Consider the following 13,566-nt stretch of genomic DNA (forward strand, 5'->3'; position numbering starts at 1 on the left):
ATGACTGAAACACAGATTCATGAAATTGTTACTGCGCAGCGGGAGTATTTTTACACCGGCGCAACTTTAGATATTGATTTTCGCATCAACGCACTGAAGAAATTAAAAGCTTATGTGCAGTCTCACGAATCTGAGATTGCAAAAGCGATCGCACTTGATCTTGGGAAAAGTTCTTTTGAAAGTTATATGTGCGAAACCGGTATGGTTTTAAGCGAGCTTACACACATGTTGAAACACACACGCTCTTACGCGAAAGAAAAGCGTGTTCTGACTCCACTCGCACAGTTCCATTCCAGAAGCTACAAGAAGCCATCCCCTTACGGTGTGACTCTCATCATGAGCCCATGGAACTACCCATTCATGCTCACGATCGAGCCTCTGATAGACGCTATTGCAGCTGGTAATACTGCCGTTTTAAAACCAAGTGCTTACTCACCGCATACGAGCGAACTCATTAAAAAAATGGTTGCTGACTGCTTTGATCCGCAGTTTGTGACTGTCGTAACCGGTGGCCGTGCGGAAAACACCTGTCTTCTTGGCGAACATTTTGACTATATTTTCTTCACCGGAAGTCAGGCTGTCGGCAAAGAAGTTATGCGCCAGGCATCTGCAAACCTGACTCCGGTCACACTGGAGCTCGGCGGCAAAAGTCCATGTATTGTTGAAAAAAGTGCAAACCTGAAACTTGCTGCAAAGCGAATTGTCTTCGGAAAGTTCTTAAATTGCGGACAGACCTGTGTTGCTCCGGATTATATTTACTGTGACCGCTCCATCAAGATCGACTTGATCCACGAGATCAAAAAACAAATGCAAAAACAATACAAATCAGATCCGCTTTCCAATAAAAATTATGGAAAGATTATTAATGAGAAACATTTTGACCGTATTCTTGGGCTGATTGAACAGAATAAAGTCGTATATGGCGGACAGAGCGACCGCAGTCGTTTAAAGATTGCACCAACACTTATGGATAATGTTACTTTCGATGATGCAGTCATGTCAGAAGAAATCTTCGGACCGGTACTGCCGATCCTGACTTACGACAACCTTGATATGGTTATCGAAAAAATAAATTCCATGCCTCACCCGCTGGCTCTTTATCTGTTTACATCTGATAAAGCCATCGCAAAAAAAGTGACTTCCCACTGCGGTTTCGGCGGCGGCTGTATCAACGACACGATCATCCACCTTGCCACAAGCAATATGGGATTTGGCGGCTTCGGTGAGAGCGGCATGGGTTCCTATCATGGATTAGATGGATTCCGCACTTTCTCGCATTACAAGAGTATTGTTGATAAGAAAACCTGGTTGGATCTTCCAATGCGCTACCAGCCTTACCGCAAGATTCACGACAAGCTGATCCATATGTTCCTGCGGTAAGTGTTTCCTCCATTTGCAAAACTGATATCTGCATTGTATAATGTGGACACACTCCCAGGCTGAGTTTTTCCGGTTAAACAGGGAGACAGAGGGGACAAATTTATGAAACACAAACACCAGAGAAATAAAATTCAAAGCAATAAAACGCAAAGCACCCACAAACAACACAATCAAAATTATTCACTCAGCAGCTCAGGGCACAGGCGCCATAATAACAGATCAGCTGTCTCTACACAGGTGCGTCGCCAGAAGCGTCTGCGTTGTGTGCTGACTGTCATTCTTCTGATCCTGCTTGCAGTTCTTGGTGCTGTTATCTTCTATAAACAGAAAGTACAGAAACAGGAACGTGCTCAAATTACAGCCACAAAGCAAGCCAAAGAAAAAAAAGCAGAGGAAGAAAAGGCTAAGGCTGCAGAACAAAAAGCGAAAGCGCAGGAAGCTGCTAAAAAGAAAGCAGAAGAAGCGAAAAACTCACGTCTTAATAAGGATGTGCAGACTGCTGAAAATACAGCGACCGAACAGGATCATAAGACAAACGGTCTGTCGATCTGCATGTATCACTACGTTTATGATAAGAATAATCCACCGAAAGAGCAGTTGAACAACAACTTCATCGAAGTTCATGATCTCGAAGCGGAACTGAAATACCTGACAGAAAATAACTACTACTTTCCTACCTGGGAAGAAGTCCGAAAATATGTCAAAGGCGAACTGCTTCTTCCAAAGAAGAGCGTTGTACTCACTTTTGATGATGGTGCGTACAGTTTCTTAAATCTGGGTGTACCGCTCTTCAACAAATATAAGGTTCCGGTAACTTCTTTCCTGATCGGTAATCTGGAAGGCAAGAAGAAGGTGAAGAAATATGCCAGCGAATATATGACATTCCAGTCCCATTCTTACAACATGCACCGGGGTGGCGGTAATATCGGACACGGCGGAATCTTCCCTGTCATGAACCACAATGATGCCGTTGCTGATCTTCAGAAATCGATCCGCATCGGTGGCAATTCCGATGCTTTTGCCTATCCGTACGGTGATTACAATGACAGTTGTATCCAGGCTGTAAAAGATGCCGGTTTCAAATGTGCGGTTACAACCGAATACGGTCGTGCCAAAGTCGGAGATGATCCACTTGTACTTCCTCGTATACGTATGTTAAGAGGTCAGTCTTTAGACAGCTTCAAAAAACTGGTTGAGTAGATTACTCCACCAATAAGCAGAATACCAAGCACTGTTCCTGCGACTTTTCGAAGGAGCAGTGTTTTTGCTTGCTCTCTTTCTTTTTTCTTCTGCTCTTTCTTTATCTGCCTGGAACTGATATCGTCATTATCATCTTTTATAAATGGACGGATCAATGGCTCAACCAGCTTCTCCAGCACAGATTTTTTCTTTTGTACTGTAAAATGAATCGTTTTCACTGCCACATTTCCGGTCTGATCTTTTGCCTCTGCGATCACCTCATAATCACCTGCTTTCTTAATCGAAAATCTGGTCCTTGCTTTCCCTTGAACATGCTGTTGTTCTTTTCCATTAATCTGCACCTTTCGGAGTATATCTTCTGCATCTTTAACTCCAATTTTAAATGTAAGATGTCCTTCATACTTTTCTCCTTCCTTTACGCCTTCAAACACAATCTCCGGTGCTGTATGATCAATTGTAAATACTGCTTTTGCGTGTGAGGTATTCCCGGCACGGTCTGTCGCATGTACTTCCAGTATGTGCTGTCCTTCTCTTGTCACTCGTTCTCCCATCGAATATAATCTTCCATCCAACCTTACTTCATAATCGTAACCGGTAAAATCCTGTATGAGTTCTTCTTTTCTGTAATTCCATTCAAAGCTTTTTAGTTTTGCCTGATCCAGCGTATCCACATACCGGATCACCGGATTCTCCTGATCTACAATCACCTGAGCTGTCTGCTTTACTTCGTATCCTGCAGCGTCTTTTGCATAGATATGCAGCCGGTAAATTCCATCTTCACGCAGTCTGTGAACACTTCTCTTCATCTCTCCATGATCTTCCCACACCAGTAATTCCTGTGACTGCTTCCTGCCCTTTGTATTTTCATATTTTACTTCTGCATGAAATTCATCCAACACATTCTCTTCCTGTACCCTGTACACAGCAGTCAACGGTCTGCTTGTGATCATATATGGCGTCACACCTCTGATTTCAGCTTTTGGGGACTGATTATCAATATAAAGATTTCTTTCCTGTCTGTTCTGATTACCAGCATGATCTCGCGTCTCAAAAAGAACCCGCACCGGTTTGCCATTTCTTGAAGACTGCCGGATCACAAAATTTCCACCTGCCTTTCCTATCTCTGCCTGCTTCTCTCCATTTACATAGCATGATATGTTTTTTATGCCGCTGTATTCGTCTTTTGCATTTACATGTACTGTCGTTTCATTCCTGTTCCAGCTTTCAAATCCTCCATCTGCCGATACTTGAAATTCCGGAGCAGACAGATCGATTCTGAATGTTTTCTCCCACTGGAAATCCTCTTGTTTTTCACCGTTTTCATCTTCCATCCACACGTCCAGTTCCTGTTCTCCCTGCCGGAACCAGTCTTTCGGAATGGTATATTTCTTATTTTCTTCCGTGAGTTTTCCTTTTCCCAGTACTTTATCCCCCTGTGTCAGCCGGAAGACTGTCTCCCCCCGTTTACTGACATGATGAAGAGTCACTTTCGGAATAGTCACATAATAACCATTTTCACCATCCGGCTCTGAACATTCTTTTTCAAATTTGATAATCGGCTCCGGTGGTGTCGGCTCTGGTTCCGGCGTTGGTTCTGGCGACGGCTCTGGCGACGGCTCTGGTTCCGGCGTTGGTTCTGGCGACGGCTCCGATTCTGAACCTATTGCCTCTCCTTCTCTTCTGATCGTGATTTTTCCTACAGCCTTGTCTCCTGCATAAGACAGCATTGCCTGTTGTGCATAGATCATCGTGAGTACAAGTATCAGACATCCGATTGTTTTTATTCTTTTTCGCATACTTTTTCTCCTTTCATCTGAAATCCCTGTTCCTGTAAAAGTTTCCGGAAATCTTCATTTTTCTGTATATCCGTTCGATTTTTCACAGCTCTTTCTAATGCCTTCCTGCATGCTCTGCGGTTTTTTTCTTTCTCTTTGCATGTCACGCGCAATTTTAATACCTGTAATTCCAAGGAATCCGGATACTCTGTCACTCCTTCCCGGATTCTGCGCATAGCATCATCATTTTTCTTATCTGCCAGAAAAAGCTCTGTCACTTTGCGGTACAATTCTTCTCTCTCTGCTCTTTTCCCTTCCACTGCAAGCAGTTCTTCATACATTTTTGCAGCGTCACTCTTTTTTCCATTCTGTTCATATGCCATTGCCATCCACTGCGTGACCTCTTCCTGCCCTTCTTTCTCTCCAAGTGCCCGATATTGTATCCCAAGCCTCAATAATTCTTCCCGCTGTTCTTTCGCATCCAGACAGGTATATCCTTTGAGTACACACCGGTAGTAAATGGCATCTTCTTTCTCTTCCAGCAGAAGTGCCGTCTGTTCAAGAGCCTGTTTTAGTTCTTCCTCCGGAAGAGTCTTCTCTGCAAGGCAGGCAGACACAGCTGCCATCCCTGCGGCGATCCCACTCTCTTTATCTGTCTTCTTTGTTCCGGCACACGCCGCCTCGAAATGCTGTCTGCTCTTCTCATAATCTTCCAGTTTCAGAAAATACAGGCTGCCAAGCTCCATTTCTGTAGTCTGCATCTGTTCTGCGGTTTCTTTTTTACCGGCTGTGTATGCTGCAGCCTCTTTTTCATCTAACCCTGTTTTGGTTTCTGCTGCTTTTACATCGTTCCCGGAATTTATAGCATGGGATTTTTCCGAATATGAATTTGTAGAATGGGAATTTCCGGCAAAGATACTTCGCCCAAGTAAAATTACAACTACTGCTGCAGCTATATAGAGCCATTTACGAAAATATTTTCCTTTTGATCGTTCTTTTTCTTCTTCGTTTTTGTATGATGGAATCATGCGCTTAATTTCCTGCGCAGACTGACAGGCTTTCTTTGACTGCCGGTTCAGACATCTGGAAATAATCTTTTCCAGTTTCAGAATTTCCTTTTTGTTAAGATCTGGCAAAACTTCTGTCTCTGCCAGTAAATATTGATACGTGCGTGCCAGTCCGTACAAGTCTAATGTAACACTCGCACGCTGATAGTAGGCTTCTTCCTCCGGCAGGAAATGCTCTCTTATAGTCCGCTTCTGCATACGGATCAGCATCTCCTGGTTGGATGCCGCCTTCAGATCAAGGAAATACAATTCCTCATCTTCTGCTATGATCATGCTGTATGGATTCACATACTGATAACAAGGTGCACCCCTGCACTTGTGCACACACGCAAGCGTTCCTGCCATCTTACGCATCCATGCAAATAACTGTTCTTTCTCTATCTCTTTTTCTTCCCGTATATAACGGATGAGCGTTCTTCCTCTTACATACTCCGAACTGACATAACAACTCTCGCTGTGTTCGATCAGACGGAGTACATCGTATCCTTGTTCATATGCCATGTTGTTCTCCTTTTTATGAAATTTTATGTTGAGTTTTGTATTGGATTTTAATCTGATTGATTCTTTTAATCTGATTGATTCTTTTAATCTGATTGATTCTTTTGATCTGACTAAATTATTATTTAGAATTTCCTTTGACTCTCTAAGACTTATTGAGTGATTCTTATCATACTGGATTTATTTCTAAAATGCAAGCATTTTTTCTTCCGCAACCATAAATCTACCGACAGCTTCCTCCGGATGCTATAGTAACGAAAAGCGCCTTCTCACAAATGCCGGGGAAGACATCTGGAGAAGGTGCTATTGTCAATCACATTATAGTTATATTATAGCATTTTCATACAATTTAATAAAATAAGTTATTTTTATATATTCAATTACTTATAGAATACATCTATGCCTAGCGTTGACTCAGTTCTTTTGGCGTATACAAATGACGTGGAATACCATCTACCATGACCGGTGACACATCTCCCTGGATCAACGGTCTTACATAAGAAATAAATTCGCCGGTGACATATGTTCCGTCTTCAGTAACCCACTCTCTCGGAACTAATTTCTCGTCATTGGCAATCTTGTGAACATCTTTGACTTCGGTTCCACACTGATAAGGATCATCGGAAAGTCGCTGTAGAACAACCATTTTACCGGAATCTCCTTCATCTGCTGCTTTCACTGCTGCACCGCCTACCTGATAAGCTTCCAGAATATCTACTCTGGATGAACAGTGGGACGCAGATCTCTGCAAAGTGCTTAACTCAATGGCACGTGTCTTGCATCCGATCTCGCCCGCAATATAGCTTGCAAGATAAGAAGCTGTACCGGATAACTGTTTGTGACCGAATGCATCAACAAAATCAACGCTGTTTCCAAGTTCACATACATATTTGCCATCTGCTGTTCGTATTCCTTCCGATACAGCAACAACTACGGATGGCTTCTTCTCGAGCAGTTCACGCACACGTCTGCCAAATTCAGCAATGTCAAATGGCAGCTCCGGCAGATAGATCATATCCGGTCCTTCGCAGTCTTCGCCTGCCGCAAGTGCACAAGCACCGGTAAGCCAGCCTGCGTTTCTTCCCATGATCTCTACAATGGATACCAGCCCTTTGCTGTATTCCAGGCAGAAACTGTCACGGATGATCTCTTTCATAGACGTTCCGATATATTTTGCCGCACTTCCAAATCCCGGTGTATGATCCGTCAGCGCCAAGTCATTATCGATAGTTTTCGGGCAGCCTACGAAACGTGTCGGATGTCCGGTAATGATCGCATAATCAGATAATTTTTTGATCGTATCCATGGAATCATTTCCACCGATATAGATAAATGCTTCTATGTCAAGCTTATCCAGGATTGCAAAAATCTTCTCATAGACGCTCTGATCTTCGTGTATTGCAGGCAGTTTATAACGGCAGGATCCTAAAAACGCTGCCGGTGTACGTTTTAACAGCTCCGCATCAAGCTCTGTCTTGATATGATCCGACAGATCAATGTATTTTTCCTGCATTAATCCCTGAATTCCGTGCAGCATTCCATACACTTTCTTTGCTCCACGATCTTTTGCCGTGCGGTAAACACCCGCCAGACTTGAGTTGATTGCCGCTGTCGGTCCTCCCGACTGTCCTACAATTACATTTCCTTTCATAATTTATCTCTCCTTTCCTTCAGGCAGATGAGACTGTGCATAGGCTAATCCGCGCAGACAACCGTTCCCCGTTACATTAAATACCTGTCCGCCCTCGGCCTCTACAGTCAGACTGCAATGATTTTTACAAACCTCACAATTAAAATGAAATACTTCTACTTTTTTCTCCATATCTTTTCGTTCTACTCCTCATCTCTCGCCCAGTCAAAAGCGTAGCGGACTGCTTTATTCCAGCCTTTTAATCTCTTCTTCCGTTCTTCTTCTGTAATCGCCGGTGTAAATGTATGATCCACTGCCCGATTTTTCCGGACATCTTCTTTGTCTTTCCAGTATCCGACCGCAATTCCTGCCAGATATGCTGCTCCCATTGCAGTTGTCTCCACACATTCCGGCCGTTCTACCGGTGCTCCTGTCAGATCTGCCTCTGCCTGCATAAGGAAATTATTAGCACTTGCGCCTCCGTCTACTTTTAATTTGCTTAGATGAATACCAGAATCTGCCTCCATCGCTTTTAATACGTCATTGACCTGATATGCTATAGATTCCAGTGTGGCACGGATCACATGATATTTGTTCACACCACGTGTCAGTCCTACGATCGTTCCTCTTGCATATTGATCCCAGTGCGGCGCTCCAAGTCCGGTAAATGCCGGTACAACATAGCATCCGCCTGTGTCCGGAACTTTCTGTGCCATATATTCGGAATCTTCGGACGCATCGATAAGACGCATCTCATCGCGTAACCACTGGATTGCCGCACCACCGATAAAAATAGAACCTTCCAATGCGTAATTCACTTTGCCATCCAGTCCCCATGCAATTGTTGTAACAAGCCCATTCTGGGAAAATACGGGTTTCTCTCCTGTATTCATCAGAAGGAAACATCCAGTTCCATATGTATTCTTCGCTTCTCCCGGCTGATAGCAAGTCTGTCCAAAAAGTGCTGACTGCTGGTCACCTGCCGCTCCTGCGATCGGAATCTTCCCACCAAGGAACTGTGAATCCGCATAACCGTAAACACAGCTTGAAGGCTTCACTTCCGGAAGCATAGATGCCGGGATATCAAGTATTTGTAATATTTCCTCATCCCACGACAATGTATTGATGTTAAATAACATCGTCCGGGATGCGTTGGAATAATCGGTTACATGGACTTTTCCTTTTGTCAGTTTCCAGATCAGCCATGTCTCGATCGTACCGAACAGCAATTCCCCATTCTCCGCTTTTTCTCTTGCTCCTTCTACATTTTCTAAGATCCAGCGAATCTTCGTTCCGGAAAAATAGGCATCAATGATCAGTCCTGTCTTCTCTCTGATCTTATCTGTCAGCCCCTGTTCTTTCAATCCGTCACAATATTCGGCAGTTCTTCGGCACTGCCATACGATTGCCGGACAGATCGGTTCTCCGGTTGTCCGGTCCCATACGACAACCGTCTCTCTCTGATTCGTAATTCCAATTGCTGCAATATCTTCCGCTTCGGCACTGATCTTGCTCATTGCCTCTACCGCAACTCCAAGCTGTGTGGACCATATCTCGTTCGCATCGTGCTCCACCCAGCCCGGTTTTGGAAAATACTGTGTAAATTCCTTCTGTGCAAGACTCTTGATCTCGCCCTTTTCATTAAATAAAATGCACCGGTTACTTGTTGTCCCCGCATCCAGTGCCATGACATATTTCTTTCCGTTACTCATCTTCTCTGCCTCTCGTTATTTTCCGCTCCTGCTGTTAACAGAATTCTCCAATATTAATACAACTACAATACCAGTTCTAATTCCATAAAGACTTTGTACCTTAGATGTATGTACTTTAAATATATGCTATGGTGATATTATACCATAGCACAAAGCCTTTATACAATTATCAATGTGCGTTTCCATTGTATCTGTTCATTTATTACTCTTATGAAATACCGGCGAAGAATCCACCTGTGATGTTTCTGATGAAATAGAACAAAGAATGTGCCTTGGCACATTCTAGCGCCTGCGGCGTTGCTGAGCGCCTGTGACGCTCGTTTAGCAACGACCGAAGTGGAACGTAGACCGCTTGCGACATCATCATTGTACGCCGCAGTGCGCATCCTGCCAGAGGCTTTTTATATAATAGGAAATTGCATTTCCTATTATATAAAAAAAGCACTTCTCTCTGAAGTGCTTTTAAACGTGGGCGAGAGGATTCGAACCCCCGACCTTTTGGTCCGTAGCCAAACGCTCTATCCAACTGAGCTACGCCCACATTTGCTGTTTTGTAACTGTGTTACTGTCTCACAGCAAAATTTATTATATTGCATATGCTTTCATATGTCAATACTTTTTTGATATTTTTTCAAATTTTCTTTTTGATTTTTTCAAAGCTTCTCATTCTGGCTTTTTATAAACTATTATAAGCCCTTTTAAGACAGCTTTTATATGCTATAATAATGCCTTCTTGAACAGTTTTTTGTAAATATTGTAATCTTCTTCTTTGAATACATTAAATACAACCCGCTCCAGCTTCGAACCGGTCAGGAAACGGTCTGCTGTATCGACTGCGATCTCTGCTGCCAGTTTATTCGGAAAATGGAATTCTCCGGTTGATATACAGCAAAATACAATATTTTTCAGTCCTTCTTTTTCTGCCAGTTTCAGACAGCTTACATAGCAGGATTTTAATTCTTCTTTTTGTTTTTCTGTTACCTTGAGTCCGACGATCGGTCCTACTGTATGGATGACATGCGCCGCCGGGAGATTATAGCCCGGTGTGATCTTTGCTTTGCCGGTCGGCTCTTCGTGTCCCTGTTCTTCCATCAGCTCTGCACAGGCATTACGGAGCTGGATTCCTGCTGCCGAATGGATCGCATTATCTATGCAACCATGACATGGAACAAAACATCCGAGAAGCTGACTGTTTGCTGCATTAACGATTGCATCTGCCTGAAGTCTCGTAATATCACCGCGCCACAGGCTCATCCGATCTGCATTACGCACCTGCCCGATTCCGAATTCTTCTGCCGCCGTCGGCAGTTCTTCGACCTTTACAAGGCCTTTTTCCTGTGCTTCTTCTGTAAGCAGTTCATCCTGTAATTCCATATAACCATTTAAAGCCGGTCCTGGGAAACGGACATTCATCAGACTTCTTAAGAGTCTGCGTTTTCCCACAGAATCCACCGGTTCTGCAAGGGTATCGTAGCTTCTGTTTTCATTTTTTAAATATTGAATTAAACGGCTGACTTTTTCTTCTTTTGTCATGAATATCACTCCGTAAATATAGTCGTATCCCGGCGTATGCTTCATACAGCTGTTCATAGCTCGTCCTACAGTTTGCCGGGCTGGTGGACGGAAGCTGTATGATTTCCATTCCTGTCTGCGCTTCACAGTAGCGTCTGTATAACTGCGCTGCCTTTGTTCCGGTTGCATAAATCTGTTCGATTGGTGCATAATCCAGTATCCGGTGCATATCGTTTGGTGTCGGATTTTTTATAGAGGCATCATCCGCGCCGTGGATCTCGCATCCTGCCAGCACATCCCATATGGCAATTCCGTGCTTCAACGCAAGTGCTTTCTTCTCTTCGATCGTCTCCGGTATCGGCTCTTTACATACATCCGCAATGACTTTCCAGAATCGATTGCGCGGATGTCCGTAATAAAATCCATTTTCCCGCGATTTTGGAGACGGCATCGTCCCAAGCATTAATATTTTTGAATGGCTGTCAAATACCGGTTCAAACGCATGTGTAATGTATTCCGTTTCTTTTTTTGCTGCCATGATTGCTTCCCCTTTCGTACATTTACCACGGGGTCTTATCTTTTTTCTGCTAAAGCCCGGCTCTATTACCACCGATTTCTTATCTTATTCCACAAGCTGCCCTGTACATATTCATAAGCTCTGTCATACAGGAAAAACGTAATCTGTCCTGCTGCCACAACACCCGCAAACATCCATACCGGAAGCGTTCTTGCAAATAATAATTTCTGAAAAAACCAGATACCCGGAAGATACATAACATTAAATACCAGATACTTGACAATCCAGAAAGCCACTGACTGTCTGCGTATATTTTCTTTTTTGCGGATTTTGAAATATGCCCACTCGTTAAATAAAATATACAATCCCATTGCCGCGTAAGTAAGGATGTAAAATTTATTCGGTGTCACAAAAAAGCCAAGAATGAGTGCGCCCACATAAAATGCCAAACTCATCTTCGCTCCTGCCTCCCGATATACAATTCCAACAAAATACGATGCCCCGGCAAGAAGGAACAGCGTATTGCTTTCTATGATATTGCCCAGATACAGGCACACAATGGTCACTGCAAGCATCAGGCCTGCAAATGCCAGTTTTCGCGTTCTTACATGCATGTGCAAAGATCGCCTCCCATACATTCACACATAGTATCCGCAAGCCAGAGATCACAGCAAAAATTTCCGGTACTGCAAGTTCCCGCAGAGCCATAACCGCCACCGTACGGATTTGACTGATACTGTCTGCCGGCATAGCTTAACTGGTTCATAAGCTGACGATACTGTAAATTATTTGGTTCCATATTTACTGCTTTTGCTGCATGCTCCTGCGCAAGGACATTGTTTCCCATACCCGCATTCGCTGCCGCACTCAAATAATACCATTCTGCATTTCGATCTTCCATACGGTTCAGCAGGTTCAGTGCCTCCTGATAACGACGATTATTGATAAAATTATAAACTGCCTGACGCTCTACACTAGTCGTACCGCCCGCACCGCCATAGCCACTATTTCCATAGCTACCGCTTCCTGTAGTATAACTTCCGGCATTCCCATATCCGTAATGATAACCGCCACCATTTTCACGTTCTTTTACAATCGTGTCATACGCTTCCTGCACTTCTTTGAATTTCTCTTCTGCAAGATCCTTGAGCGGATTGTCTACATTCGCATCTGGATGGTACTTTCTTGAAAGTTCTCTGTATGCTTTTTTTATTTCGTCATCCGTGGCTTCCGGTGATACACCGAGTACGTCATATGGATTTTTGTTCATTTTCTAACCTCTTATTCTTTCCTGTCTTGTTGGTCTTCTGTTGTCTTCTTTTCTTTTTGCTTCTGAAGCTTTCTGTAACGCTTCCACACTCCATCATATAATATATTTCGTAAAATGTCTATGTCTACGAGCAGCGGGAGCTGTTCAAATGCCGCACTTGCTTCACCGAGCATCATGCAAAGCATATTCCGGCAGCGTTCTTCATAATCCGGCTCCCTACAGATATTTTTCAGTGGATTATAGCTGCCTTCTTTCAAATCATTATCCAAATCGTCATAAGCATCCATAATATAAATATATTTACCAAGGTAAAATCCCATGCATCTTAATTTTTCTGCCCAGTGATCTTCTCTATAGATAAAGATTTCTGCCATAAGCCTGCCAAAACATCCGGCCGGCTCATCAATCATCGTCGATCCGTTCTTCTCATAAATGCTTAAGTTCTGCAGTTCTTCTCTGATCACCCGGCACTGCCTTGGATATTTTTGAATTGCCTTTTGCACACGGCGTTTTAATGCCTTGCTCCCGATCAACGCAGAAGCTTTGTGCTCGTCCTCCCAGTCATCAACCAGGTGATAATATGCCAGGATCAGATTCATATCTGCTGCATATTCAGTAAATTCATTATTTAAAAATAATTGCTTTTTAAATGGATGAACCTTGCATCTGCCTCTGGTTACATCCGGCTCTTTCTCATACAAAGAAGTCAGTATAATGATCAAAAATGTCATATCGTAGGTCAGCGTAAGCTGTCCGAGATGCCCATAATCTCTCTTCAATTGCTGACAGAGTCCGCAGTAATACCCTTTATATTTATGAAATTCTTTTACTTTCAGCTCTGGTTCGTAAGCCGTTACATATCCAAACATTTCTTTTCTCCTGCTTATGCTGACTGGTATTATAACAGATTTTGTGGAAAGTGACTATATTTTCATTGTGAAAGTTTTATGTTCATGGTATAATCACAATACATTCGTACTAATTGCAAAGGAGTAACCCTGCGCA

At 43.3% G+C, this 13,566-nt stretch carries 12 protein-coding genes and 1 tRNA gene; 2 read left to right on the forward strand and 11 right to left on the reverse strand.

Features of this window, described 5'->3' with window-relative positions; all coding sequences use genetic code 11:
- Together DWY31_RS03365 and DWY31_RS03370 are read left to right on the forward strand one after the other, a co-directional pair.
- Window positions 1–1,380, forward strand: a complete 1,380-nt coding sequence (locus DWY31_RS03365; RefSeq protein WP_118519532.1) for an aldehyde dehydrogenase — start codon at window positions 1–3, stop codon at window positions 1,378–1,380.
- 102 nt (window positions 1,381–1,482) lie between these two features.
- Window positions 1,483–2,580: a polysaccharide deacetylase family protein gene (locus tag DWY31_RS03370; protein ID WP_118519533.1), complete on the forward strand. Its 1,098-nt coding sequence runs from the start codon at window positions 1,483–1,485 to the stop codon at window positions 2,578–2,580.
- Here DWY31_RS03370 and DWY31_RS03375 read toward each other — a convergent pair.
- From DWY31_RS03375 to DWY31_RS03420, 11 genes are all read right to left on the reverse strand, one after another.
- Complete coding sequence (locus DWY31_RS03375; RefSeq protein ID WP_158575481.1) at window positions 2,544–4,376, reverse strand: hypothetical protein; 1,833 nt, start codon at window positions 4,374–4,376, stop codon at window positions 2,544–2,546. The two genes, DWY31_RS03370 and DWY31_RS03375, sit on opposite strands and share 37 nt — an antisense overlap.
- Window positions 4,361–5,923 carry a hypothetical protein gene (locus DWY31_RS03380; RefSeq protein WP_118519535.1) on the reverse strand — a complete coding sequence of 521 codons (1,563 nt, stop codon included), beginning with the start codon at window positions 5,921–5,923 and terminating at the stop codon, window positions 4,361–4,363. The genes DWY31_RS03375 and DWY31_RS03380 overlap by 16 nt, the downstream gene beginning before the upstream one ends.
- Window positions 5,924–6,323: 400 nt before the next feature.
- Entirely contained in the window at window positions 6,324–7,571 is a 1,248-nt protein-coding gene (locus tag DWY31_RS03385) for a 6-phosphofructokinase (protein WP_021860357.1), read from the reverse strand.
- A gap of 3 nt (window positions 7,572–7,574) precedes the next feature.
- The gene (locus DWY31_RS13880) at window positions 7,575–7,742 is read right to left on the reverse strand and encodes a hypothetical protein (RefSeq protein ID WP_021860356.1); all 168 of its coding nucleotides are present in this window, start codon (window positions 7,740–7,742) and stop codon (window positions 7,575–7,577) included.
- Window positions 7,743–7,753: 11 nt separating this feature from the next.
- Window positions 7,754–9,262 carry a glycerol kinase GlpK gene (glpK, locus tag DWY31_RS03390; protein ID WP_118287933.1) on the reverse strand — a complete coding sequence of 503 codons (1,509 nt, stop codon included), beginning with the start codon at window positions 9,260–9,262 and terminating at the stop codon, window positions 7,754–7,756.
- 467 nt (window positions 9,263–9,729) lie between these two features.
- Window positions 9,730–9,803, reverse strand: a tRNA-Arg gene (locus DWY31_RS03395).
- Between the two features lie 176 nt (window positions 9,804–9,979).
- Entirely contained in the window at window positions 9,980–10,795 is an 816-nt protein-coding gene (locus DWY31_RS03400) for a protein-ADP-ribose hydrolase (protein WP_118287934.1), read from the reverse strand.
- Window positions 10,746–11,312: a DNA-deoxyinosine glycosylase gene (locus DWY31_RS03405; protein WP_118287935.1), complete on the reverse strand. Its 567-nt coding sequence runs from the start codon at window positions 11,310–11,312 to the stop codon at window positions 10,746–10,748. The genes DWY31_RS03400 and DWY31_RS03405 overlap by 50 nt, the downstream gene beginning before the upstream one ends.
- A 65-nt stretch (window positions 11,313–11,377) precedes the next feature.
- Window positions 11,378–11,905, reverse strand: a complete 528-nt coding sequence (locus tag DWY31_RS03410; RefSeq protein WP_118287936.1) for a hypothetical protein — start codon at window positions 11,903–11,905, stop codon at window positions 11,378–11,380.
- The gene (locus tag DWY31_RS03415; protein WP_118287937.1) at window positions 11,896–12,561 is read right to left on the reverse strand and encodes a J domain-containing protein; all 666 of its coding nucleotides are present in this window, start codon (window positions 12,559–12,561) and stop codon (window positions 11,896–11,898) included. Before DWY31_RS03415 ends, DWY31_RS03410 begins: the two co-directional genes overlap by 10 nt.
- Window positions 12,562–12,572: 11 nt before the next feature.
- Window positions 12,573–13,430, reverse strand: coding sequence for a DUF5685 family protein (locus DWY31_RS03420; RefSeq protein ID WP_118287938.1), 858 nt, complete (start codon window positions 13,428–13,430; stop codon window positions 12,573–12,575).
- Between the last annotated feature and the right edge of the window lie 136 nt (window positions 13,431–13,566).

Source organism: Dorea sp. AF24-7LB (assembly GCF_003478575.1).
Taxonomy (GTDB): Bacteria; Bacillota; Clostridia; order Lachnospirales; family Lachnospiraceae; genus Dorea_D; species Dorea_D hominis.